General features: G+C 57.1%; 15 protein-coding genes, 1 tRNA gene, 3 rRNA genes and 1 pseudogene. 7 read left to right on the top strand and 13 right to left on the bottom strand.

From position 1 onward, the window contains the following. Position 1: 1 nt before the first annotated feature. The 3 genes from AFK66_RS01290 to AFK66_RS01280 are packed head-to-tail and all read right to left on the bottom strand — an operon-like array spanning position 2 to position 3,166. The gene (locus tag AFK66_RS01290) at positions 2-787 is read right to left on the bottom strand and encodes a nucleotidyltransferase domain-containing protein (RefSeq protein ID WP_032983562.1); all 786 of its coding nucleotides are present in this window, start codon (positions 785-787) and stop codon (positions 2-4) included. Between the two features lie 16 nt (positions 788-803). Then, positions 804-2,030, bottom strand: coding sequence for an RtcB family protein (locus AFK66_RS01285; RefSeq protein WP_007778606.1), 1,227 nt, complete (start codon positions 2,028-2,030; stop codon positions 804-806). Between the two features lie 2 nt (positions 2,031-2,032). Beyond that, positions 2,033-3,166, bottom strand: a complete 1,134-nt coding sequence (locus AFK66_RS01280; protein WP_007778608.1) for a slipin family protein — start codon at positions 3,164-3,166, stop codon at positions 2,033-2,035. A 114-nt stretch (positions 3,167-3,280) separates the two neighbouring features. Here AFK66_RS01280 and AFK66_RS20920 point away from each other — a divergent pair, with 114 nt between their 5' ends. From AFK66_RS20920 to AFK66_RS01255, 6 genes and pseudogenes are all read left to right on the top strand, one after another. Continuing rightward, positions 3,281-3,535: a hypothetical protein gene (locus AFK66_RS20920; RefSeq protein ID WP_014727948.1), complete on the top strand. Its 255-nt coding sequence runs from the start codon at positions 3,281-3,283 to the stop codon at positions 3,533-3,535. A 106-nt stretch (positions 3,536-3,641) separates the two neighbouring features. Next, positions 3,642-5,234, top strand: a complete 1,593-nt coding sequence (gene rtcR, locus AFK66_RS01275) for an RNA repair transcriptional activator RtcR (protein WP_007778610.1) — start codon at positions 3,642-3,644, stop codon at positions 5,232-5,234. Positions 5,235-5,396: 162 nt separating this feature from the next. After that, positions 5,397-6,332, top strand: coding sequence for a ketopantoate/pantoate/pantothenate transporter PanS (panS, locus tag AFK66_RS01270; RefSeq protein WP_004387518.1), 936 nt, complete (start codon positions 5,397-5,399; stop codon positions 6,330-6,332). A gap of 90 nt (positions 6,333-6,422) precedes the next feature. Then, positions 6,423-6,695, top strand: coding sequence for a YjbD family protein (locus AFK66_RS01265; protein WP_007778613.1), 273 nt, complete (start codon positions 6,423-6,425; stop codon positions 6,693-6,695). Between the two features lie 205 nt (positions 6,696-6,900). Continuing rightward, a pseudogene (locus AFK66_RS01260) lies at positions 6,901-7,205 on the top strand (type II toxin-antitoxin system RelE/ParE family toxin). 4 nt (positions 7,206-7,209) lie between these two features. Next, positions 7,210-7,485 carry an addiction module antidote protein gene (locus AFK66_RS01255; RefSeq protein WP_007778618.1) on the top strand — a complete coding sequence of 92 codons (276 nt, stop codon included), beginning with the start codon at positions 7,210-7,212 and terminating at the stop codon, positions 7,483-7,485. Positions 7,486-7,501: 16 nt separating this feature from the next. Here the strand turns inward: AFK66_RS01255 and AFK66_RS01250 are convergent, their stop codons facing one another. Together AFK66_RS01250 and metH are read right to left on the bottom strand one after the other, a co-directional pair. Continuing rightward, positions 7,502-9,133: a Na/Pi cotransporter family protein gene (locus tag AFK66_RS01250; RefSeq protein WP_007778619.1), complete on the bottom strand. Its 1,632-nt coding sequence runs from the start codon at positions 9,131-9,133 to the stop codon at positions 7,502-7,504. Positions 9,134-9,398: 265 nt separating this feature from the next. Beyond that, positions 9,399-13,082 (bottom strand): methionine synthase, encoded by a 3,684-nt coding sequence (gene metH, locus AFK66_RS01245; RefSeq protein ID WP_023897885.1) that lies wholly within the window; start codon positions 13,080-13,082, stop codon positions 9,399-9,401. Between the two features lie 197 nt (positions 13,083-13,279). Between metH and iclR the strand changes: the two genes are divergently transcribed. Beyond that, on the top strand, positions 13,280-14,116 hold the full coding sequence (gene iclR, locus AFK66_RS01240; RefSeq protein WP_004387513.1) for a glyoxylate bypass operon transcriptional repressor IclR: 837 nt from the start codon (positions 13,280-13,282) through the stop codon (positions 14,114-14,116). A 43-nt stretch (positions 14,117-14,159) separates the two neighbouring features. Here the strand turns inward: iclR and aceK are convergent, their stop codons facing one another. The 8 genes from aceK to AFK66_RS01200 form a co-directional block, all read right to left on the bottom strand. Next, entirely contained in the window at positions 14,160-15,950 is a 1,791-nt protein-coding gene (gene aceK, locus AFK66_RS01235) for a bifunctional isocitrate dehydrogenase kinase/phosphatase (RefSeq protein ID WP_023897884.1), read from the bottom strand. Between the two features lie 262 nt (positions 15,951-16,212). Next, complete coding sequence (aceA, locus tag AFK66_RS01230) at positions 16,213-17,520, bottom strand: isocitrate lyase (RefSeq protein ID WP_007778632.1); 1,308 nt, start codon at positions 17,518-17,520, stop codon at positions 16,213-16,215. A gap of 34 nt (positions 17,521-17,554) precedes the next feature. Next, complete coding sequence (aceB, locus tag AFK66_RS01225; protein ID WP_023897883.1) at positions 17,555-19,153, bottom strand: malate synthase A; 1,599 nt, start codon at positions 19,151-19,153, stop codon at positions 17,555-17,557. Positions 19,154-19,427: 274 nt separating this feature from the next. Then, positions 19,428-20,357, bottom strand: a complete 930-nt coding sequence (gene metA, locus AFK66_RS01220) for a homoserine O-acetyltransferase MetA (RefSeq protein WP_007778636.1) — start codon at positions 20,355-20,357, stop codon at positions 19,428-19,430. A gap of 355 nt (positions 20,358-20,712) precedes the next feature. Then, a 5S ribosomal RNA gene (rrf, locus tag AFK66_RS01215) occupies positions 20,713-20,828 on the bottom strand. Between the two features lie 91 nt (positions 20,829-20,919). Next, positions 20,920-23,821, bottom strand: a 23S ribosomal RNA gene (locus AFK66_RS01210). Between the two features lie 201 nt (positions 23,822-24,022). Next, positions 24,023-24,098 (bottom strand) — tRNA-Glu (locus AFK66_RS01205). 79 nt (positions 24,099-24,177) lie between these two features. Beyond that, a 16S ribosomal RNA gene (locus AFK66_RS01200) occupies positions 24,178-25,719 on the bottom strand. The 16S, 23S and 5S rRNA genes sit together here with 1 tRNA gene alongside, the layout of an rRNA operon. Positions 25,720-26,181 lie beyond the last annotated feature (462 nt).

Here is a 26,181-nt window from a genome sequence, read left to right as displayed (position 1 = left end):
GTCAGGCCATCACCGTTTCATAAAGCAGCTTATCTAACTGACTCGCCTGCGCCTTTTCACTGTGCGGCAGCTCCGGCGGCGTTTCGCCGCGCGCCAGCTCTGCGGCGATAAACGCGTGTATCCGCGGCATCGGTGCGCCATACTCGGCCTCACCCGCCCGCTGTTTGGCGGCAAGCAGCGCGTCGATTTCTTCTCGCAGCAGCGGATCGTTCACCGTGCCCTCCAGCAGCGTGCGAAAGCGCATCGGCGGCGCGCCCTTACCCGCTTCCACCCAACGCACCGCCAGCAGCGGGCGCAGCACGTAGAAATATTTCTTCAGCCGCACCGTCTCGCCCTGCAAATAACTGTGAAAGTTTTTGCGGGCCATTGAGTAGTAGTGCCAGCGCGCACGCTCAGCGGAGAACCAGAGCGGCACCTGGTCGCGCAGCGCGCCGATGGCGGTCTCATCCTGCCGGTAGACTATCGGCGAGTCGAGCCACTCGATAAGCGTCGGGTTCGCCCGCTTGAGCAGCCCGAGCGCTTTGCGCCACTCCCAGCCGCAGACGTCGAGCGTGTCGTCGATGGGCAGTTCGATAACATCGCGCGGCGCATCGACCCGTAAATACCACGCCGGCGGATGCACATAGAGAAAGCGCACGTCGTAGTCGCTGTCCGGCGAGGCAAAGCCCCAGCCCCGGCTCCCCGATTCGCAGGCGTAAAGCACCTTCACGCCATACTTTGTTTCCACCTCGTTTAACACCTGCCGCACGCGCTCGCGCATGGCGGCGTCCACCCCGTTCAGTTCCATCATTTTTCCTTAAAAATCATCCTTTCACGCACACGACCTGACGCAGCGTATGCACAATCTCCACCAGCGACGACTGCGCGGCCATCACGGCGTCGATGTCTTTATACGCCATCGGGATCTCATCGATCACGTCGCTGTCTTTACGGCACTCAACGTGCGCCGTGGCGCGAATTTGATCTTCCACCGTGAAGCGTTTTTTCGCCGCGGTACGGCTCATGGCGCGCCCTGCGCCGTGACTGCATGAACAGAAGCTCTCTTCGTTTCCCAGCCCACGCACGATAAAGCTTTTGGCGCCCATAGACCCCGGAATGATCCCCATCTGGCCTTTTTGCGCCGACACCGCCCCTTTGCGCGTCACCAGGATCTCTTCGCCAAAGTGCGTCTCTTTCTGCACATAGTTATGGTGGCAGTTCACGGCCTCCTGCTGCGTCATAAACGGCTTCGTGATAATCGCGGAAAGCGCCGCCAGCATGCGGTTCATCATCACTTCGCGGTTCTGGCGCGCGAAATCCTGCGCCCATTCGACCGCCTCAATGTAATCGGCGTAGTGCTTGCTGCCTTCTTCAAAATAGGCGAGATCGCGGTCCGGTAGATTCGCCATATGGCGCTGCATATCTTTCTGCGCAAGCCCGATGAAATGAGTGCCGATGGCGTTACCCACGCCGCGCGATCCGCTGTGCAGCATCACCCACACGCGCTCCTGTTCATCAAGGCAGATCTCGATAAAGTGATTACCCGTACCGAGCGTTCCCAGATGCTGATGATTGTTAGTCTTCAACAGGTTGGGGTATTTATCCGTCAGGCGTTTAAAGCGCGGCGCAAGCGATGCCCAGTGGTGATCCACATCCTGCGGCGTGTTCGACCACGCACCTTTATCACGCTGACCGCGCCCTGTGGTGCGCCCGTGCGGGACGGCCTGTTCGATGGCGCTGCGCAACCCGCTCAGGTTATCCGGAAGATCGCGCGCCACGAGCGACGTGCGCACCGCGATCATTCCGCAGCCGATATCCACCCCCACCGCCGCCGGGATAATCGCGCCTTTGGTCGGGATCACGCTGCCGATGGTCGAGCCTTTACCCAGATGCACATCCGGCATTACCGCCAGGTGTTTAAAAATAAAAGGCATTTTCGCCGTTTTCAGCAGTTGCTCACGCGCTTCCGGCTCTACCGGCACGCCGTGGGTCCACATTTTTACCGGCGCGCCGTTAGCCTGCGCCAGCGTCTGATAGCTATTCTCTTCCATTGTTATACCCCTTTAATCTGTACCAGCCCCTGCAGCACCTGATCCAGGCCGCCGAATACGGAGATCTTATCGATACGCTCCGCCACTTTTTCCAGGGTTTCGAGCTCTTTCAGTCGCAACGCGACCGGATTGTTTTCCATGACTTTTGCGGTGTTCAGCAGCGAACGGGTCGCGGCGGTCTCTTCACGACGACGAATCACGTTCGCCTGCGCGGATTTCTCCGCCTCCACCAGCCGCGACAAAATCGTTTTCATGTCGCCCGGCAGCACGATGTCCTTCACGCCGGTCGACGCCACGTCGATACCAAACGGTGCCATACGGGCGATAACCTGCGCGCTCACCACGTCATCGATGATCTGTTTATTTTCCAGCAGCTCATCGAGCGTGCGGGTACCCACCGCCTCGCGCAGCGCAAACTGCAATTCGCGGTATAAATGCTCCAGCGGCTTGGCAAGCTGGCTGTATGCCTGCAACACGTCCTGATAGCGCCAGTTGGCCCCCAGATTAATGCGCAGGTTCACTTTATCTTTAGTCAGGATCTCCTGGCCGGAGACTTCCATCGCCTGAAGGCGCGTATCTACGACTTCCGCTTCCACCAGATGATTGATTTTCCAGTACGCGCTTAAGCCCGGCGGTAGCAGCGGCTGCGTAACGCCGTCGATTTTCAGCACGCCAACGTGCCAGGCGGGCACGTTAACGGTCAGGATGGCGTCGCGCCCTTTCACTACGGCATCGCGGCCGCGCGGCTGCAACACGGCGGTCATTATCTCCGTCGGCACCTGTACGTCGCGGGTGTCCATAAGTACGGCGCGCAGGGTGTCGCCGTCGCGCCAGAAGAGACGCCGCGCACCCGGCGGGATAATTTCCACCAGCACGTTATTGCGCCACAGCGCCGCGGTTTCGTTATCGGCGGGATCGATCGCCAGACAATATTTCTCTACCCATTCTGGCTGAAAACGGCGCAGATAGTCGGCCAGCTCCGGCGCGACGTCGCCGCTATTCATCTCCACCAGCGTCACGTCCGGTTTGTTAAACCACGGCAGGCGATGCTCGCCCGCTTCCAGCACCTGATAAAAATCGCCCTGTTTTGCCAGTAAACCCAACTGGCCCTTACGAATCGTCACTTTGTTATTCATTTTTTTCCCTTACTGTTGTGGCTGACGCGGATAACGGCGCGAAGCGGGAGGGGGAAGCCACCTCTGTTCCGGTCTTTTCTGCCTGCCGCCCGGCGCCGTTACCGGCGTCAGTGTGTGGCGGTCGCTAACGACTCAACCGCCGGGGTACTGCTTTTAACGTTTCTCTGGAAGGAGAAAGAAAGTTCAGGAGTCGAACCTGATAAACCGACAGTTTTCCACGTCATTGCACTGGCGGAACGCCCCCTGGATAACGTGTTACCGTTCCCGGTGCGCCGGCGGGGCTATAAACCCCTGCATACCCAGCGTGCTGACGAAGTGATAATTGCCAGAAGCGTGCCAGTTTCGGTTAAGGTAAAAATTAATTTTTAAATTATTGATTATTAATAGTTAAATTTTTTATGCGATGCGCGACGTCCATAACAGAAAGGGATATTATTTATCTTTCAATATCGTTATTTATCTTTAAGGATAAAACATGCAAAAGCGTCGCGTGGTGATTGGCATGCTGGGCACCGTACTGGACCGGCGCGGTAAACGCGCCAACCGCTGGAATAAATGGCGCCCCTCCATCGCGCTGTGCCAGCAGCCCGGTTTGCCCGTCGACCGCTTTGAGCTGCTGCATCAGGCGCGCGATGCGTCGCTCGCAGAGCGGGTCATGGAAGATATCGCCGCCGTCTCGCCGCATACCGAAGTGCGCCCGCACACCGTTGTGATGGACGATCCGTGGGATTTCGAGGAGGTGTACGCCGCGCTGCTGGATTTCGCCACGCGCTATCCCTTTGATACCGAGAATGAAGAGTATCTGGTGCATATCACCACCGGCACGCACGTGGCGCAGATCTGCTGGTTCCTGCTCACCGAAGCACGTTATCTCCCGGCGGCGCTGTTACAGACCAGCCCCGATCGCCAGGGCGATGAGAAAGATCAGAAAGCCACCGGCACGGCGTCGGTCATCGATCTCGATTTAAGCCGCTATGCGACGCTGACCAGCCGCTTCCAGCGCGAACAGCAGCAGTCGGTGTCGTTTCTCAAATCCGGCATCGACACCCGCAACGCCACGTTTAACCGTCTGATCGACCAGATCGAGCGCGTGGCGCTGCGATCCACTGCGCCGATTCTGCTGACGGGGCCGACCGGCGCGGGGAAATCGTTTCTCGCAAAGCGCATTTTCCAGCTGCGCCAGGCGCGGCATCTGGTGCAGGGAAAGCTGGTCTCCGTGAACTGCGCGACGCTTCGCGGCGATAACGCGATGTCGACGCTCTTTGGCCATGTGAAGGGCGCGTTTACCGGCGCGCAGCAGGCGCGGCCAGGGCTTCTGCGCGAGGCCGACGGCGGCGTGCTGTTTCTGGATGAAATCGCCGAGCTGGGGCTCGATGAACAGGCGATGCTGCTGAAAGCTATCGAGGAAAAGACCTTTTTCCCGTTCGGCTCGGATAAAGAAGTGCGGAGCGATTTCCAGCTTATCGCCGGTACGCACCGCGACATGGCGCGATGGGTCGCTGAAGGGCGCTTTCGTGAAGATCTCTACGCGCGCATTAATATGTGGGCCTTCGCGCTGCCGGGCCTCGCCGAGCGCCGCGAGGATATCGCGCCGAACGTGGAATATGAGCTACAGCGCTTCTCGGCGCAGCAACAGACGCAGATCCGCTTTGATAAAACCGCGCGCGAGCGCTATCTCGCTTTTGCCTGTTCGCCACAGGCGCGCTGGCCGGGCAACTTTCGCGAACTGGGCAGCTCGGTGGCGCGCATGGCGACGCTTGCCGAACAGGGACGCATTACCGACGCGTTAGTCGAGGAAGAAATCGCCCGCCTTAGCGCAAGCTGGCAGCCGCTCGCAGGCCCCGCCGCCGCGCTGCCTGTTGATACCACAACGCTCGATCTCTTCGACCAGGATCAGCTGGCGGCGGTTGTTGCCGTGTGCAGGCGTAGCGCCTCGCTCTCTGAGGCCGGACGCACGCTGTTTGCGGTTTCGCGCCAGAAGAAAGCCAACCCGAACGACGCCGACCGGCTGCGTAAATATCTGGCGCGCTTTGGGCTGAGCTGGGAGCAGGTCAAAGCCCCTGAATGAGGGCTTTTCATCATAATTTGTTTGAATAACTTTCCTTCGCACGATAAACAATATCAATGGTCTGGCTCGATCCCGGCCTTTTTTATAATTACACAACACAACATTCTCCCCGGCGATGCCGAGTTATAACGACGGTTCGCCACGGGGTGCAAGGAAAACACGATGCTCGCGACACTCACCCGGCTGTTCCCGCTCTGGGCGCTGCTGCTCTCGGTTATTGCTTATTACACGCCCGCCACGTTTACGCCCATCGGCCCGTGGGTCAGCACATTATTAATGCTGATTATGTTTGGCATGGGCGTGCACCTGAAACTCGACGATTTTAAACGCGTGCTGTCGCGCCCCGCGCCGGTCGCCGCCGGGATTTTCCTGCACTATCTGGTGATGCCGCTGGCCGCCTGGCTGCTGGCGATGCTGTTTCATATGCCGCCGGATCTCTCGGCCGGTATGGTGCTGGTAGGGAGCGTGGCGAGCGGTACGGCGTCTAACGTTATGATCTATCTGGCGAAAGGTGACGTGGCGCTGTCGGTGACCATTTCGTCAGTCTCAACGCTGGTGGGCGTGGTGGCCACGCCGCTGCTGACGCGCCTCTATGTTGACGCGCATATTCAGGTCGATGTGATGGGCATGCTGCTGAGTATTCTGCAAATCGTGGTGATCCCGATTGCGCTCGGGCTTATCGTGCATCACCTGTTCCCGCGCGTGGTGAAAGCGGTGGAGCCATACCTGCCCGCGTTTTCCATGGTGTGTATTCTGGCGATTATCAGCGCCGTGGTGGCGGGCTCCGCCTCGCATATCGCGTCGGTCGGGCTGATGGTGATTGTGGCAGTGATTCTGCATAACAGTATCGGCCTGCTCGGCGGCTACTGGGGCGGGCGTCTCTTCGGCTTTGACGAATCCACCTGCCGGACGCTGGCGATTGAAGTGGGGATGCAAAACTCCGGGCTCGCCGCCGCGCTCGGCAAACTCTATTTCTCGCCGCTCGCGGCACTACCCGGCGCGCTGTTCTCGGTGTGGCATAACCTCTCCGGCTCGCTGCTCGCGGGCTACTGGTCCGGCAAACCGGTCGACAAAAACGCGCGGCGTTCAGGCCGTTAAGCAAATAAGCCCGGCGAAACCGGGCTTATTTACTGAGTTAGCGGCGGCGTTGCGTTACACTGGCGGCTCAACCCCTGAGGAGTCGCCACTATGTCCCTGCCCCGACTGACCCAGAAAGAGATGACGGAAAGCGAACAGCGCGAATTAAAAACTCTGCTCGACCGCGCCCGCATCGCCCACGGCCGCCCGCTTACCAATTCCGAAGCCAACCACGTTAAAAAAGAGTATATCGACAAGCTGATGGCGCAGCGCGAACAGGCGGCGAAGCAGACGCGCAAACAGAAAAAAGCGCAGTCGTATAAACCGGACAGCGACGCGACCTTTTCATGGTCCGCCAGCACGCCGGTGCGGGGCAGACGTTAGGCCTTTTACCTCTTTATCTGGCAGGCTTTGGTCATAGAGATGTAAGCCTGTCTTCGGTTTCAGACAGCAACACAACGCTTTTGTCTGTTTATCGAGCGCTGTTCCAGATTTATCACTCGCACCTTTGTTCCTCTTTTTATGACACTTATTCTCCCTGCTCCGACTTGTATAATTCGAGTGTAGTTTTTAAAATACAGGGAGCATTATGAAGCTTATCCTTCAAACTGAAGTATTCCGCCTTGGCAAGCCAGTCTGAAAGACCAGCGGGTAAAAACGATGATTGCCGCACGGCTTTTTCGGCTGGCTAATGGTTTGCCTGGTGATGTTAAGCACGTCGGCACAGGCATCAGCGAGCTGCGTATTCACTACGGCGAGGGATACCGGATTTATTTCAAACAACACGGCGACGTGATTGTCATTTTGCTTTGTGGTGGTGATAAGCACACGCAGGATAAAGACATTCTTCTTGCGAAAATGCTGGCTGACCTGCCAGAGAACCAGTGGAGATAATGTGATGAAGCTGACCGAATACGATCCCGCCGCGGCGCTGATTGATGATGAGGAGATTGCCTTTTTTATGGCGGACGCGCTCGAAACTGGCGACGCCGGACATATTGCAAAGGCGCTGGGCGTCGTCGCGCGCGCTAAAGGCATGGCGCATATCGCCGCTCAGACAGGTCTGTCGCGTGAACAGCTGTACCGTTCTTTCAGTGATAAAGGCAACCCAACGCTTAAAACCACGCTGGCAGTGATGAAAGCGTTGGGTCTTGGCTTAACGATTAAATCATAAAAGCGGCTTTGCAAGGCTACTCTTCCAGCCGCTCCTCATCGTCATCCGGCTGTTCGAGAATGCTGTAGGCCACGGCGCAGAACAGCGAGTTGAGGCGCTTCATATCGCCAAGCAGCCCCAGATGCAGCGAACTGGTTTCAATACTCTGCACGTTTTGCTGATGCAGCCGGTCCACATGCGCGTGCGCATAGCGGCGGTTGAGAATGCGAAAACGGTGTTTATGGCGTCGCAGACGGCGAGCGCTTTGCACATCGCCCGCGAAAAAGACCGACAGACTGAGCTTCAGGTTGGCGGTCAGTTTCTCCAGCAGGGTATCCAGCTCTTTCACGCCTTCCGGTGAAAACGCGCGGCGCGCGGCCAGCGATTTGTTCGCCACTTCGCTGCCCATACGCTCCAGAATATCCGCCGCCTGTTCGAGGTTCAGCGACATTTCAATAATTTCCGCCCAGCGCTTCGCCTCATCTTCCGCCAGATCTTCTTTCGGCATGCGCGCCATATAGAGCTTGATGGCGGTGTAGAGCACATCCACGTCGTCGGCGAGCCGCCGCAGCGTCTTCTCCTGACGCGGTTCGCCATGCATCACTTTGCCGTAGACCTCCAGCATCTGCTCCAGTACGTCGCCAATGCGCAGCGTTTCGCGCGCGGCGTTGGCGAGCCCCAGCGCTGGCGTGTCCAGCGCGCTCGGATCAAGATGCCGGGGCTTCATGCGCAGATCGGTTTCCGGAGCATCCGGGATGATGCGCTGGCAGAGGCGCGCCATCATGCCCGCGAAAGGCACCATCACGAGACAGCGGATGAGGTTGTAGAAGACGTGGAAATAGATAACCAGCTCCGACTCTTCCAGCGGCAACTTATGGAGGGATTGCGCCAGCAGCGGCACAAAAGGCAGTACCAGCAGGCTGCCCACCAGCTTAAAGAGCAGACTGCCGAGCGCCACGCGTCGCGCCGCCGGGCTGGCGGCGCCGTTGTTGAGCATCGCCAGCAGGCCGGAACCGAGGTTCGCGCCAATGACCAGGCAGAGCGCCACCTGAAAGGAGATGACGTCCGTGGCGGTGAGCGTGGCGGTCAGCAGGACCGCCGCCAGGCTTGAGTAGCTGATGACCGCGAACACCGCGCCTATGAGCGCGTCGAGCATGATGTCGCCGGTGAGCGAGGCGAAAATGACCTGTACGCCGGAGGCTTTGGTGATGGGCGTGACCGCCTGCACGATAAGCTCCAGTGCCTGCAAAATCAGCCCGAGGCCGATAGCGACGCGCCCCATCTGGCCGGCGCGGCTCTGTTTACGGCCAAGAAAGAAGATGACGCCGATAAAAATCAGCAGCGGCGAGAGCCATGAGAGATCGAAGGTGAGCACGCGCGCCATGAGCGCCGTACCGACATCCGCGCCAAGCACAATGACGAGCGCGGGCGTGAGCGCCACCAGATCCTGCGCGACGAACGAGGTGACGAGCAGCGTGGTGGCGTTGCTGCTCTGCACCAGCGCCGTCACGCCGATGCCCGCGCAGAAGGCGAGCGGTTTTTTCTCCACGCTGCGGCTGAGTACGCTTCTTAAGCGCGCGCCGAAGACGCGCATGACGCCGGTACGCACGATGTGAGTGCCCCAGACCAGCAGCGCCACCGCAGAAAGCAGGTGTAACAGCGTTAACACGGCTTCTCCTTATCGTTGTGTTTTCCCGAGAAGCAGGCGCGATGCTGCTTCTTTGATGAGTATAAGTAATTAACCGGAGGAAGTATTGGCAGGTGGGTATATGAAGGGTCAACCGGGTGTTGGATGATGCCGGGAATGGTGGGTGATTGCTCGATGACAACGGAAAAGGCGGGTGCGCTGCGCTTACCCGCCCTATGTTTCGGTTGTAGGGTGGGTAAGCCGCGCGCACCCACCGGCGTGTTCGTCTTACAGGTCTAATCCATAACTAATCAGCGTCGTAACCAAGGTTCGCCGCAAGCCACCGCTCCACCTCGCTCACGCTCATCCCTTTGCGCTGCGCGTAATCTTCCACCTGGTCGCGCTGGATCTGCGCCACGGCGAAATATTTGCTTTCCGGGTGGCTGAAATACCAGCCGGAGACCGACGCTCCAGGCCACATCGCGTAAGACTCCGTGAGCTTCATGCCGATGCGGTTTTCCACGTCCAGCAGATCCCAGATAACCGATTTCTCGGTGTGCTCCGGGCAGGCCGGATAACCCGGCGCCGGGCGAATGCCCTGATAATTTTCGCGGATGAGCTCCTCATTGCTGAGGTTTTCATAAGGCGCGTAGCCCCACAGCACCTTACGCACGCGCTCATGGAGATATTCGGCAAACGCCTCTGCAAGTCGGTCGGCCACCGCTTTGACCATGATTTTATTATAATCATCGTGCTGCGCGTCGAAGGCCTCCGCCAGCGCGTCTTCCTCCAGCCCGCCGGTCACGGCGAACGCGCCGAGGTAGTCCGCTTTGCCGCTGGATTTCGGTGCCACAAAATCGGCCAGACAGTAGTTCGCAAAGCCCACTTTCTCGGTCTGCTGGCGTAAGTGATGACTTACTGACAATACATGCGTGCGCGTCTCGTCACGGTAAATTTCGATATCGTCACCCACGCGGTTCGCCGGGAAAAGGCCCACCACGCCGCGCGGCGTCAGGGATTTTTCGGCGCTCAGTTTGTCGAGCATCTCGTTGGCGTCTTTAAACAGCCGCTGCGCCTCTTCACCCACAATCTCATCTTCCAGAATGCGCGGATATTTCCCGGCGAGCGACCAGGTCATAAAGAACGGCGTCCAGTCGATGTAATTACGCAGCGTCTCGATGCTTGCCGTCACTTCTTCAACGCCCAGACGGTGCGCGGCGGGCGGCGTGTAGCTTTCCCAGTCAAACGCCAGATCGTTCTCACGCGCGGCGGCGAGCGTCACCGGCGGCGTGCGCGGTTTTTTGCGCCCGTGCTGAATGCGCACGGTTTCATACTCTTTGCGGGTGCGCGCAACGAAATCGTCACGCAGCGTGTCGGAGAGCAACGCAGAGACCACGCCCACGGTGCGCGAGGCGTTCTGAACATAGACCGTCGGCCCGCTGTAGTTCTGCTCGATTTTCACCGCCGTATGGGCTTTCGAGGTGGTCGCGCCGCCAATGAGCAGCGGCAGCGTAAAGCCCTGGCGCTCCATCTCTTTCGCCACGTTCACCATCTCATCAAGCGACGGCGTGATAAGCCCGGAAAGCCCGATGATATCGGCGTTTACTTCACGCGCGGTTTTGAGGATTTTATCCGTCGGCACCATCACGCCGAGATCAATAATTTCGTAGTTGTTGCACTGGAGCACCACGCCGACGATATTTTTGCCGATGTCGTGCACGTCGCCTTTCACGGTCGCGAGCACAATTTTGCCGTTGCTCTTGCCCACTTCTTTACTGGCCTGGATGTACGGCTCGAGGTACGCCACCGCCTGCTTCATCACGCGGGCTGATTTCACCACCTGCGGCAGAAACATTTTGCCCTCGCCGAACAGATCGCCGACCACGTTCATGCCGTCCATCAGCGGGCCTTCAATCACCTCAATCGGGCGGGCGGCCTGCTGGCGCGCCTCTTCGGTATCCTGCTCGATAAACTCGGTAATGCCTTTGACCAGTGAATACTCAAGGCGCTTTTTGACATCCCACGTGCGCCACTCGGCCTGCTGGGCATCAGCCGCGTTATCCGCTTTGCTGCCGCGGTATTTTTCGGCAAGCGCCAGCAGCCGCTCGGTGCCATCGGCGCGGCGGTTAAGGATGACGTCTTCTACCGCGTCGCGCAGCTCGGTGGGCAGATCGTCGTAAATCGCCAGCTGCCCGGCGTTGACGATGCCCATGTCCATGCCGTTGCGGATGGCGTAGTAGAGAAATACGGCGTGGATCGCCTCGCGCACCGGGTCGTTGCCGCGAAACGAGAAGGAAACGTTAGAGACGCCGCCGGAGATCAGCGCATGCGGCAGCTCGCGTTTAATATCTTCACACGCGCCGATAAAATCCTGCGCGTAGTTATTGTGTTCATCGATGCCTGTCGCGACCGCGAAAATGTTCGGGTCGAAGATAATATCTTCCGGCGGGAAGCCGACCTCTTCGGTGAGGATTTTGTAGGCGCGGCGGCAAATTTCAATTTTACGCTCGCGGGTGTCGGCCTGGCCCACTTCGTCAAACGCCATCACCACCACCGCCGCGCCGTAGCGGCGCACCAGCTTCGCGTGATGCACGAACGCCCCGACGCCCTCTTTCATGGAGATAGAGTTAACGATGCCTTTGCCCTGAATGCATTTCAGGCCTTTTTCGATAACGTCCCATTTCGAGGAGTCGATCATAATCGGCACGCGGGCGATGTCTGGCTCACCCGCGATAAGGTTGAGGAAGCGCACCATCGCCGCTTCGGCGTCGAGCATCCCCTCATCCATATTGATATCGATAATCTGCGCGCCGTTTTCGACCTGCTGGCGCGCCACATCCAGCGCTTCGCTGTATTTCTCTTCTTTGATTAAGCGCTTAAACTTGGCCGAGCCGGTGACGTTGGTGCGCTCGCCGACGTTCACAAACAGCGAATCGTCGCCGATGTTGAGCGGCTCAAGGCCCGCCAGACGGCAGGCAACGGGAATATCCGGCAGTTTACGCGGCGGTAAACCTTCCACCGCGCGGCTCATCGCAGCGATATGCTCCGGCGTGGTGCCGCAGCAGCCGCCGACGATATTTAAGAAGCCCGACTCCGCCCACTCGCGGATTTGCGCGGCCATCACATCAGCGTCTAAATCATATTCGCCGAAGGCGTTCGGCAGGCCCGCGTTGGGGTGCGCGGTGACGTAGCATTCGGCGATGCGCGACAGCTCCGCCACGTACTGGCGCAGCTCGTCCGGGCCCAGCGCGCAGTTAAGGCCGAAGGTGAGCGCATCGGCGTGGCGCAGCGAGTTATAGAACGCCTCGGTGGTCTGGCCCGACAGCGTGCGGCCCGAGGCGTCGGTGATCGTGCCGGAGATCATAATGGGCAGCTCGACGCCGAGCGCCTCGAACTCCGCCTTCACGGCGAAGATCGCGGCCTTGGCGTTAAGCGTATCGAAGACCGTTTCGATAAGAATGAGATCCGAGCCGCCTTCGATCAACGCGCGCGTGGATTCGCGGTAAGCCTCCACCAGCTGATCAAAAGTAATATTACGGAAGGCCGGGTCGTTAACATCAGGAGAAATCGACGCTGTACGGTTAGTAGGCCCTAACACACCTGCCACGTAACGCGGTTTTTCCGGCGTGCGCGCCGTCCATTCATCGGCGCAGGCGCGGGCCAGCTTCGCGGCTTCGTAGTTGATTTCCGCCGATAGCGATTCCATCTGGTAATCGGCCATCGCGATGGTCGTCGAGTTAAAGGTGTTGGTCTCGATGATATCGGCGCCCGCTTCAAAGTAGGCGTAGTGGATAGCGGCGATGATATCTGGCTTAGTGAGTACCAGCAGGTCGTTGTTGCCTTTAAGATCGCACGGCCAGTCGGCGAAACGCTCGCCGCGGAAATCCTCTTCATCCAGACGGTAGCTCTGGATCATGGTGCCCATACCGCCGTCCAGCACCATAATGCGTTCCGCTAATTGCCGGTGCAGCTGTTCAGATTTGCTACTCACATGTGCTCCTGATACTCGACAAAACCCAGGCCGGAAAGGCCAGCAAACCATACTGGCATAAAGCGATCGGGCGGGAAAGGCGCGCGGCGGCAACTTGAGACATGTTCATTATTGACTGCTCCGATGAGTTGCCTGGCGGTTGCATTATCGCCAAATAAAACGAAAATGATTTCCACGATACAGAAAAGGAGGCCGTTATGGTCGCTACCGTACCCGCTAAACGCGGCAAAAAGCCCCGCAACGCCGCCGCTGCCGCCGCCCCGCAGGCGACGGGTCAGGTGCAGTCGCTCACGCGCGGCCTGAAACTGCTGGAGTGGATAGCTGAATCACAGGGTAGCGTGGCGCTGACGGAGCTGGCGCAGCAGGCCGGATTGCCGAATTCCACCACCCACCGCCTGTTGACAACCATGCAGCAGCTGGGCTTTGTGCGCCAGGTCGGCGATTTAGGCCACTGGGCCATCGGCGCGCACGCCTTTATTATCGGCAGCAGTTTTCTGCAAAGCCGCAACCTGCTGGCGATTGTGCACCCGATTCTGCGCAAACTGATGGAAGAATCCGGCGAAACCGTCAACCTGGCGGTGCTGGATAAAAGTGACCATCAGGCGATTATTATCGACCAGGTACAGTGTACCCAACTGATGCGTATGTCCGCGCCAATTGGCGGCAAGCTGCCGATGCACGCCTCCGGCGCCGGTAAAGCGTTTTTGTCGCAGTTAAGCGATGAGGATGTGTCCGCGCTGCTGCACCGTCAGGGGCTGAAAGCCTATACGCACGCGACGCTGGTGGCACCTGCGCACCTGAAAGACGATCTCGCCCAGACGCGCAAACGCGGCTATTCGTTTGATGATGAAGAGCACGCGCTTGGCCTGCGCTGCGTGGCTGCCTGTATTTACGACGAGCATCACGAGGCGTTCGCCGCGATCTCTATCTCCGGCCCGATTTCGCGCATGACCGACGATCGCGTGACGGAGTTAGGCGCGATGGTGATCCGCGCGGCGAAAGAAGTGACGCAGGCTTTCGGCGGCGTTCGTTAAATGGCTTGCGGGCGTCAGAGGTTCTCCTGCTGACGCCTTCGCTTTAGCCCTCGCCCACCGCAGAGGGCGCAATCGCCGAAACGGCTGCCTCCGGGTGGCCGTTGTGGTTTTTCCAGCGTACGCAAAAGCGCTGGCGGCGGCGGTACGCGTACACATCTTCCACATACCCTTCACGAATGCGCGTCTGTAGCGCGCGCCAGTAGCTGGCGCTGAACAAATCGCTGTGCATCTCCTCAAACAGCGGGCCGATTTTCGGGTCGGCGCAGAGCCAGTGGCGAAACTCCTCCGGGAAGACGTCGCCGGGCGCCACGCTGTACCAGGGCTCGGCGCTGAGCTCGTCCTCCGGGTAGCGCGGCGGCGGGATATCGCGAAAGTTTACTTCGGTCATGTAGCAGATCTCGTCGTAATCGTAGAACACGACCCGCCCGTGGCGCGTGACGCCGAAGTTTTTAAACAGCATGTCGCCGGGAAAGATGTTGGCGGCGGCGAGCTGGCGGATGGCATTACCATACTCTTCGATGGCATCGCGCAGTTGCTGGCCCGTCGCCTGCTCCAGCCAGATATTGAGCGGCACCATCCGGCGCTCAATATAGAGATGGCTGATGGAGATTTTATCGCCCATGTCGGTGAGCTTCTGCCCGACTTCCTGTTGCAGCAGCGCCATCAGTTCCGGGCTGATACGGCGTTTTTCAATGACGAAGTTTTCAAACTCCTGAGTATCCGCCATGCGCCCGACGCGGTCGTGCTCTTTGACCAGCTGGTAGCAGGCGCGCACGTGCGCTTCGCTCATCTCTTTTTGCGGGGCGAAGCGGTCTTTAATGACTTTAAAGACGCGATCAAACCCTGGCAGCGTAAACACCAGCATCACCATGCCGCGAATGCCTGGCGCCTCGATAAACTGCTCGTCGGCGTGACGCAGGTAGTGGAGATATTCGCGGTAGCTTTCGGTTTTGGCGTGTTTCTGGCAGCCAATCGCCATATAGAGTTCGGCCGTGGTTTTGCCCGGCAGGATCTCGCGCAGCCATTCGACAAGCGCGGCGGGCAGCGGCGCGTACACCATGAAGTAAGAGCGGGCGAAGCCGAAAACGATGCTCGCGCCGGCGCTGCCGGTGAGGCAGGTGTCGACAAACAGTTCGCCGTCGTCGCTGCGGTGGACAGGCAGCAGAAAAGGCAATGTGGCGTCAGGCAGGCGCAGCTTGCCCACCAGCCAGGCGGCTTTATTGCGGTAGAAGAGTTCGTTCGCCACCTCCAGATGCGCCTGCGCGAGGCGCGCCGGGCCAACCGTTTCATTCAGGTGCGCGATGATGTAGCGAACGTCGCGCGCCAGATCCTGCCACGGCAGGCGCAACGGGAGATCGGTGAGCAAGGTGGTCAGAAGCGGCTGCCAGCCCTGCTCCGGGAAAAAATTTTTCGCGAGCGGCCGCGGCATGGTGCGAAACCGTCGCTCGGGCTGGGAGCTGAATATAAACAGCCTGTCCGGCGTCAGCGAGCGGTGGTCGTACAGCCTGCAATACACGGAATTGAAAAAGCTTTCAGCAATTTCGAAGCGCGGATAATCGGGAAGCAAGTCGGTGTAGTGGCGCTTCACGCGCAGCAGAAAATCAGGGTCGGTAGCCTTGCCTTCCATAATGCAGCGTAGCTGCTCCACCACCAGCCCGACATGGTGATCGTAGAGGTGGATGCGGCTTTTCATCGCCTGCTGGACGGCGTGCCAGTCGGCCTGCTCGAAGCGGTGCTGCGCGCCCGCGGTAATTTCCAGAAAACGACCATATTGTGCGTCAAACCCCTGCAGGATGGTTTGAGCGATGAGTAGCTCCAGTCCACGCGGCGGCATAGGCAGGCTCCGTGTGTGAAAATAAAAGGGATGGCAGAGAAGTTACGCGCCCACAGCTTACGATCGGTGGATGCGCTACGCTTATCCACCCTACACAGGATCAAAGCGGTTGCAGGGCGGGTAAGCGACGCACACCCGCCGCTGGCAAACGGTGGATGCGCTACGCTTATCCACCCTGGACAGGATCAAAGCGGTTGTAGGGCGGGTAAGCGACGCGCACCCGCCGCTGGCAACCGGTGGATGCGCTGCGCTTAAAGCAGCGTCAGAACTGCGCTTCTTCGGTCGAGCCGGTTAACGCCGTCACGGATGACACGCCGCCCTGGATAATGGTCGTGACATTATCAAAGTAACCGGTGCCTACCTCCTGCTGGTGCGATACAAAGGTGTAGCCCTCTTTGCCCGCGGCGAATTCTGGCTGCTGCACTTTCTCGACGTAATGCCGCATCCCTTCGCCCTGCGCGTAGGCGTGCGCGAGATCGAACATGTTGAACCACATGCTGTGAATACCCGCGAGCGTGATGAACTGGTATTTGTACCCCATCGCCGACAGCTCCTCCTGGAAAGACGCGATGGTTTTGTCATCAAGCTTTTTCTTCCAGTTGAACGACGGCGAGCAGTTATACGCCAGCAGCTTGCCGGGGAAACGGGCGTGGATAGCTTCGGCGAAACGTCTTGCCTGGTCGAGATCCGGCGTGGAGGTTTCGCACCACACTAGATCCGCGTACGGCGCATAGGCAAGCCCGCGGCTGATCGCCTGCTCAACGCCCGCGCGGGTGCGGAAGAAGCCTTCGCTGGTACGCTCGCCGGTAATAAATTCGCTGTCATACGGATCGCAGTCGGAGGTGATGAGATCCGCCGCATCGGCGTCGGTGCGCGCAATCAGCAGCGTCGGAACGCCCATAACGTCGGCCGCGAGCCGGGCCGCAACCAGCTTCTGGATAGCTTCCTGCGTGGGCACCAGCACTTTGCCGCCCATATGACCGCACTTTTTCACCGAGGCGAGCTGATCTTCAAAGTGCACCGCCGCAGCGCCAGCCTCAATCATCGCTTTCATCAGCTCAAAGGCATTCAGCACGCCGCCGAAGCCCGCCTCGGCATCCGCCACGATCGGCAGAAAATAGTCGACATAGCGCGGATCGCCAGGCTCAATGCCCGCAGCCCACTGGATCTGATCGGCGCGACGAAAGGTGTTGTTGATCCGCTCAACTACCGCGGGCACGGAGTTCGCCGGATAGAGCGACTGGTCCGGATACATGCTGGCGGCAAGGTTGGCGTCTGCCGCGACCTGCCAGCCGGAGAGATAAATGGCCTCGATCCCCGCTTTCGCCTGCTGCAACGCCTGCCCGCCGGTCAGCGCGCCCAGGCTGTTGACGTAGCCCTTTTTCGACTCGCCATGCAGCAGACGCCACATTCTTGCCGAACCAAGCTGCGCCAGCGTGCATTCCGGATTGACCGAACCGCGTAATTTCACCACATCCTGCGCGCTATAGGGGCGGCGAATGCCCTCCCAGCGCGGGTTTGTCCATTCCTGCTCTAACTGCTGAATCTGTTGGGTACGTGTTGTTGTCATGGCAGATGCTCCGTGTTGTTGTGGTGGTGTAGGGTCAGGCCAGCAGGCGATAGCCCGGCAGCGTCAGGAAGTCGATGAGTTCATCAGACGTGGTGATTTGCTCCATCAGGCGTGCGGCCTCGTCAAAACGGCCGTGGCTGTAGCGCTGCTCACCAAGCTCCTCCTGAATGACGCGCATCTCTTCGGCCAGCATCTGGCGGAACAGATCTTTGGTGACTTTGCTGCCGTTGCTGAGCGTTTTCTGATGGTGTATCCACTGCCAGATGGAGGTGCGTGAAATTTCCGCCGTCGCGGCATCTTCCATCAGGCCGTAAATCGGTACGCAGCCATTGCCTGAAATCCACGCTTCGATGTATTGCACCGCCACGCGAATATTGGCGCGCATCCCTTCTTCCGTACGCTCGCCGGGGCATGGCTCAAGCAGCTGCGCGGCGGTGATGGGCGCGTCGTCTTCACGCAATACATGCAGCTGGTTTTTATGCTCGCCAAGCGCAGCGTCAAAAACCGCCATGACCGTATCGCCAAGACCGGGGTGAGCAATCCAGGTGCCGTCGTGACCGTTCGCGGCTTCCAGCTCTTTATCCGCCTTCACTTTGTTAAGCACCCAGTTGTTGCGCTCGGTATCTTTGCTCGGGATGAACGCGGCCATACCGCCCATCGCGAACGCGCCGCGGCGATGACAGGTTTTAATGAGCAGCCGCGAATAAGCGTTCAGGAAAGGCTTATCCATAGTGACGGATTGTCTGTCCGGCAGGACTCGGTCAGGATGATTTTTAAGGGTTTTGATGTAGCTGAAGATGTAATCCCAGCGCCCGCAGTTGAGGCCAACGATATGGTCACGCAGCGCGTGCAGGATCTCGTCCATCTGGAACACGGCAGGCAGCGTTTCGATAAGCAGCGTGGCCTTGATGGTGCCGCGCGGCAGGTTAAAGCGATCTTCGGCATAGCTGAAGACGTCGCTCCACCAGGCCGCCTCCTGCCAGGATTGCGTTTTCGGCAGATAGAAATAGGGGCCGCTGCCTTTGGCCAGCAGATTTTTATAGTTGTGGAAGAAGTAGAGCGCGAAATCGAACAGGCTGCCAGGCACGGGTTCATCGCGCCAGGTGACATGTTTTTCAGGCAGATGCAGGCCGCGCACGCGGCAGATCAGTACCGCAGGATTCGGCCTGAGCTGATAAATTTTACCTGCTTCATTGGTCCAGGTGATCGTGCCCTTTATCGCATCGCGCAGGTTGATCTGCCCTTCGATGACTTTGTTCCAGGCAGGGGCCAGGGAATCTTCAAAGTCCGCCATAAAGACTTTGACGTTAGCATTGAGCGCATTGATGACCATTTTGCGCTCGACCGGGCCGGTGATTTCGACGCGGCGGTCACGAAGATCGTCAGGAATACCGCGAATTTTCCAGTCGCCATTTCTAATGGAAGCCGTTTCCGAAATAAAATCAGGTAGCTTTCCGCCATCGATCTCTTTCTGCACCTGCTGACGTACGGCAAGCAGATCGTTACGTTGCGGCGTGAAACGCGCCACCAGTTCAGTAAGAAAGTCGACGGCTTCCGGCGTCAGGATCTGCCTTTCCTGCTCGCCAAAAGGCTGGCTGAAGGCCAGTTCTGCGGTCATTGCCTGTTGATTCATAACAGCGCTCCTCGGTTTTGATCCAAAAGATTCCCCATAGCAGGCGTACGCGATCTCTTGCGTGCAGATTTCGTACAGCATCATTAAGACTACTCATTCTTTTTCTAAAATCAAAAACAATTTCCATTTTAATAATCAATTAGTTCTAATTAACTGATTACAAAAGGAATAAAGTATCTTTATTGAATGAAGTGATTTTCAAAAACAAAAAAAAGACACCCGAAGGTGCCTTATCAAGAGTGCTGAAACGCTTAAGGATCGCGTGCGCGGGAGATTACTCGAGCGTGGGGTTCATATGGCGCAGATCGTATGGCGTGATCTGATACACGTAGTAGTTGAGCCAGTTGGTGAAAAGCAGGTTGCCGTGGCTGCGCCAGGTGGCGCGCGGCGTTTTGGTCGGATCGTCATTCGGGAAATAGTTATACGGCACGCGCGGTGCCAGCCCCGCTTCAACGTCGCGAAAGTATTCGCCCGCAAGGGTCAGGGCGTCATATTCCGGATGGCCAGTGACGAACGCGATGCGCTTGTCTTTACTGGCGAACAGGTAGGCGTCGCCCTCTTCCGATTCAGCAAGAATATCGAGATCGGTATAGTCACGAATGAGTGCCGCCGGGAAATCGGCATAGCGTGAATGCGGCGCCAGGAAAGTATCGTCAAACCCTTTGGTCAGCAGCGCATGCGGCTGCGTGATGTGATGCTCGTAAACGCCGGAAATTTTCTCCTGCCGCGTCTGCTTGGGGATACCGTAGAGGATATTCAAAGCCGCCTGTACGGCCCAACAGACGAAAAGCGTGGAGGTCACATGCTCTTTCGCCCACTCCAGCACCTGCTGGATCTGCGGCCAGTAGGCGACATCATTAAACTCAACGAGGCCCAGCGGCGCACCGGTCACAATCAGACCATCGTAGTTTTCGTCGCAGATATCTTCGAAATTACAGTAGAAGTTGTTGAGATGCTCCGCAGGCGTGTTGCGCGATTCCCGGCTGTCGATACGCAGCAGGCGGATATCCACCTGCAAAGGTGAGTTGGAAAGCAGCCGCAGGAACTGATTTTCCGTTTCGATTTTCTTGGGCATCAGATTCAGGATCAGCACCTTAAGCGGGCGGATCTCCTGAACGCTGGCACGTGATGTTGTCATCACGAAGACATTTTCCTGACGCAGAAAATTGACGGCTGGTAACTCATCAGGTACCCGAATCGGCATAACCTTTTCCTCACAACATACGTTTATACGTTTAGACATCCAGACAGCCAACAATAACCAAGAATGGCGAGAATGTCGAGCAGGAGTATGAAAGGTGAAAATGTTTCACGGGGAAGAGGGCTGGGCGTAATGAATGGGAGTTCGGGGAGATTTTTGAAATGCAACAGAAAAAAAGCGGGTTATTTTCGCAGGTATTTGGTCGAGGAGAACGCCCTACCAGCTATTCTCTGAACGTTCTGGAGCGATATGGAAATCTGCTTCCAGCCGTTTATTCTGCTCAGAAGCGTTCAGCATCACTGATGCGGCATACAAAAAAGCCTCATGCTTTCGCATGAGGCTTTTCCGTTTATTTGATGCCTGGCAGTTCCCTACTCTCGCATGGGGAGGCCCCACACTACCATCGGCGCTACGGCGTTTCACTTCTGAGTTCGGCATGGGGTCAGGTGGGACCACCGCGCTACAGCCGCCAGGCAAATTCTGTCCGTTCACCGCTTTCGCCATGAACGTTTATCCGTCACAAGCTGAATATCTCTTTCAACACGCCAGACTTCTTTGGCGTTGTAAGGTTAAGCCTCACGGTTCATTAGTACCGGTTAGCTCAACGCATCGCTGCGCTTACACACCCGGCCTATCAACGTCGTCGTCTTCAACGTTCCTTCAGGAGACTTACAGTCTCAGGGAGAACTCATCTCGGGGCAAGTTTCGTGCTTAGATGCTTTCAGCACTTATCTCTTCCGCATTTAGCTACCGGGCAGTGCCATTGGCATGACAACCCGAACACCAGTGATGCGTCCACTCCGGTCCTCTCGTACTGGGAGCAGCCCCCCTCAATTCTCCAGCGCCCACGGCAGATAGGGACCGAACTGTCTCACGACGTTCTAAACCCAGCTCGCGTACCACTTTAAATGGCGAACAGCCATACCCTTGGGACCTACTTCAGCCCCAGGATGTGATGAGCCGACATCGAGGTGCCAAACACCGCCGTCGATATGAACTCTTGGGCGGTATCAGCCTGTTATCCCCGGAGTACCTTTTATCCGTTGAGCGATGGCCCTTCCATACAGAACCACCGGATCACTATGACCTGCTTTCGCACCTGCTCGAGCCGTCACTCTCGCAGTCAAGCCAGCTTATGCCATTGCACTAACCTCCTGATGTCCGACCAGGATTAGCTGACCTTCGTGCTCCTCCGTTACACTTTGGGAGGAGACCGCCCCAGTCAAACTACCCACCAGACACTGTCCCCACGCCGGATCACGGCGCCAGGTTAGAACATCAAACATTAAAGGGTGGTATTTCAAGGTTGGCTCCACGCAGACTGGCGTCCACGCTTCAAAGCCTCCCACCTATCCTACACATCAAGGCTCAATGTTCAGTGTCAAGCTGTAGTAAAGGTTCACGGGGTCTTTCCGTCTTGCCGCGGGTACACTGCATCTTCACAGCGAGTTCAATTTCACTGAGTCTCGGGTGGAGACAGCCTGGCCATCATTACGCCATTCGTGCAGGTCGGAACTTACCCGACAAGGAATTTCGCTACCTTAGGACCGTTATAGTTACGGCCGCCGTTTACCGGGGCTTCGATCAGGAGCTTCTCTTGCGATAACCCCATCAATTAACCTTCCGGCACCGGGCAGGCGTCACACCGTATACGTCCACTTTCGTGTTTGCACAGTGCTGTGTTTTTAATAAACAGTTGCAGCCAGCTGGTATCTTCGACTGACTTCAGCTCCACCCGCAGGGGCTTCACCTACATGTCAGCGTGCCTTCTCCCGAAGTTACGGCACCATTTTGCCTAGTTCCTTCACCCGAGTTCTCTCAAGCGCCTTGGTATTCTCTACCTGACCACCTGTGTCGGTTTGGGGTACGATTTGATGTTACCTGATGCTTAGAGGCTTTTCCTGGAAGCAGGGCATTTGTCACTTCAGCACCGTGGTGCCTCGTCATCACGCCTCAGCCTTAACCTTCCGGATTTGCCTGGAAGGTCAGCCTACACGCTTAAACCGGGACGACCGTCGCCCGGCTGACATAGCCTTCTCCGTCCCCCCTTCGCAGTAACACCAAGTACAGGAATATTAACCTGTTTCCCATCGACTACGCCTTTCGGCCTCGCCTTAGGGGTCGACTCACCCTGCCCCGATTAACGTTGGACAGGAACCCTTGGTCTTCCGGCGAGCGGGCTTTTCACCCGCTTTATCGTTACTTATGTCAGCATTCGCACTTCTGATACCTCCAGCATGCCTTACAGCACACCTTCGCAGGCTTACAGAACGCTCCCCTACCCAACAACACATAGTGTCGCTGCCGCAGCTTCGGTGCATGGTTTAGCCCCGTTACATCTTCCGCGCAGGCCGACTCGACCAGTGAGCTATTACGCTTTCTTTAAATGATGGCTGCTTCTAAGCCAACATCCTGGCTGTCTGGGCCTTCCCACATCGTTTCCCACTTAACCATGACTTTGGGACCTTAGCTGGCGGTCTGGGTTGTTTCCCTCTTCACGACGGACGTTAGCACCCGCCGTGTGTCTCCCGTGATAACATTCTCCGGTATTCGCAGTTTGCATCGGGTTGGTAAGCCGGGATGGCCCCCTAGCCGAAACAGTGCTCTACCCCCGGAGATGAGTTCACGAGGCGCTACCTAAATAGCTTTCGGGGAGAACCAGCTATCTCCCGGTTTGATTGGCCTTTCACCCCCAGCCACAGGTCATCCGCTAATTTTTCAACATTAGTCGGTTCGGTCCTCCAGTTAGTGTTACCCAACCTTCAACCTGCCCATGGCTAGATCACCGGGTTTCGGGTCTATACCCTGCAACTTAACGCCCAATTAAGACTCGGTTTCCCTTCGGCTCCCCTATACGGTTAACCTTGCTACAGAATATAAGTCGCTGACCCATTATACAAAAGGTACGCAGTCACCCTCTTACGAAGGCTCCCACTGCTTGTACGTACACGGTTTCAGGTTCTGTTTCACTCCCCTCGCCGGGGTTCTTTTCGCCTTTCCCTCACGGTACTGGTTCACTATCGGTCAGTCAGGAGTATTTAGCCTTGGAGGATGGTCCCCCCATCTTCAGACAGGATATCACGTGTCCCGCCCTACTCATCGAGCTCACAGCCTGTGTGCCTTCGTGTACGGGGCTGTCACCCTGTATCGCCGGCCTTTCCAGACCGTTCCACTGACACACAAGCTGATTCAGGCTCTGGGCTGTTCCCCGTTCGCTCGCCGCTACTGGGGGAATCTCGGTTGATTTCTTTTCCTCGGGGTACTTAGATGTTTCAGTTCCCCCGGTTCGCTTCGTTAGCCTATGTATTCAGCTAACGATGATGCACCGAAGTGCACCGGGTTTCCCCATTCGGACATCGCCGGTTATAACGGTTCATATCACCTTACCGGCGCTTTTCGCAGATTAGCACGTCCTTCATCGCCTCTGACTGCCAGGGCATCCACCGTGTACGCTTGTTCGCTTAACCTCACAACCCGAAGAAGTCTTCGTGCTGCGAGTTTGAGAGACTCTGACACACCGCGCATTCCTTATTACGGAGGAATACAGCAGCATGTCTGTTTCAATTTTCAGCTTGTTCCGGATTGTTAAAGAGCAAATATCTCAAACGTGACTTTACAGTCAGTTTTGAGATATCAATCGGTAACGCCTTTCACTCATTACCAGCAGGTGGCGTCCCTTAGGGGATTCGAACCCCTGTTACCGCCGTGAAAGGGCGGTGTCCTGGGCCTCTAGACGAAAGGGACTTCGCTTTCGCAGACAACCCTGCTTCTTTACTTTCTATCAGACAATCTGTGTGAGCACTACGAGGTTGTATCTTTCAGGTAAGGAGGTGATCCAACCGCAGGTTCCCCTACGGTTACCTTGTTACGACTTCACCCCAGTCATGAATCACAAAGTGGTAAGCGCCCTCCCGAAGGTTAAGCTACCTACTTCTTTTGCAACCCACTCCCATGGTGTGACGGGCGGTGTGTACAAGGCCCGGGAACGTATTCACCGTGGCATTCTGATCCACGATTACTAGCGATTCCGACTTCATGGAGTCGAGTTGCAGACTCCAATCCGGACTACGACGCACTTTATGAGGTCCGCTTGCTCTCGCGAGGTCGCTTCTCTTTGTATGCGCCATTGTAGCACGTGTGTAGCCCTGGTCGTAAGGGCCATGATGACTTGACGTCATCCCCACCTTCCTCCGGTTTATCACCGGCAGTCTCCTTTGAGTTCCCGGCCGAACCGCTGGCAACAAAGGATAAGGGTTGCGCTCGTTGCGGGACTTAACCCAACATTTCACAACACGAGCTGACGACAGCCATGCAGCACCTGTCTCAGAGTTCCCGAAGGCACTCCCGCATCTCTGCAGGATTCTCTGGATGTCAAGACCAGGTAAGGTTCTTCGCGTTGCATCGAATTAAACCACATGCTCCACCGCTTGTGCGGGCCCCCGTCAATTCATTTGAGTTTTAACCTTGCGGCCGTACTCCCCAGGCGGTCGACTTAACGCGTTAGCTCCGGAAGCCACGCCTCAAGGGCACAACCTCCAAGTCGACATCGTTTACGGCGTGGACTACCAGGGTATCTAATCCTGTTTGCTCCCCACGCTTTCGCACCTGAGCGTCAGTCTTCGTCCAGGGGGCCGCCTTCGCCACCGGTATTCCTCCAGATCTCTACGCATTTCACCGCTACACCTGGAATTCTACCCCCCTCTACGAGACTCAAGCTGACCAGTTTCAAATGCAGTTCCCAGGTTGAGCCCGGGGATTTCACATCTGACTTAATCAACCGCCTGCGTGCGCTTTACGCCCAGTAATTCCGATTAACGCTTGCACCCTCCGTATTACCGCGGCTGCTGGCACGGAGTTAGCCGGTGCTTCTTCTGCGGGTAACGTCAATCGCTGTGGTTATTAACCACAACGCCTTCCTCCCCGCTGAAAGTACTTTACAACCCGAAGGCCTTCTTCATACACGCGGCATGGCTGCATCAGGCTTGCGCCCATTGTGCAATATTCCCCACTGCTGCCTCCCGTAGGAGTCTGGACCGTGTCTCAGTTCCAGTGTGGCTGGTCATCCTCTCAGACCAGCTAGGGATCGTCGCCTAGGTGAGCCGTTACCCCACCTACTAGCTAATCCCATCTGGGCACATCTGATGGCATGAGGCCCGAAGGTCCCCCACTTTGGTCCGAAGACGTTATGCGGTATTAGCTACCGTTTCCAGTAGTTATCCCCCTCCATCAGGCAGTTTCCCAGACATTACTCACCCGTCCGCCACTCGTCAGCGAAGCAGCAAGCTGCTCCCTGTTACCGTTCGACTTGCATGTGTTAGGCCTGCCGCCAGCGTTCAATCTGAGCCATGATCAAACTCTTCAATTAAAAGTCTGATGCTCAAAGAATTAAACTGTTAGTTCGTAATGAATTAACTGTTGTTCACTTGAGACTTGATATTCGTTTATCGTCCGTAGACGTTAAGATATCAATGCCCCGAGTGCCCACACAGATTGTCTGATAAATTGTTAAAGAGCAGTGCGACGCGCCTTTCGGCCTGCTGTCGCGAGGTGGCGTATATTACGCTTTCCTCTTTCAGAGTCAACCCTTAATTTCAGGATTTTTCTCTCATCGCGCCGGCTATTTCGTGAAGTGCTTCACATTGCCGTCTCGATGGAGGCGCATTATAGGGATCTCAGTTTTCAGCACAACCCTTTTTTCGATCTTTTCTTTCAACTGCTGTTTTTTCATTCTTATTGTTGCGATCCCGCGCGATCTGCTCAACGAACAGACACATTTGCGCTTGCACAGCCGCCAGAATCCAACCAAAGTCTTCTTACGATTGATAAG

Origin of the sequence: Cronobacter malonaticus LMG 23826 (assembly GCF_001277215.2) — a bacterium.
In the GTDB taxonomy this organism is placed as follows: domain Bacteria; phylum Pseudomonadota; class Gammaproteobacteria; order Enterobacterales; family Enterobacteriaceae; genus Cronobacter; species Cronobacter malonaticus.
This window is presented reverse-complemented; position numbering and strand designations above follow the sequence as displayed.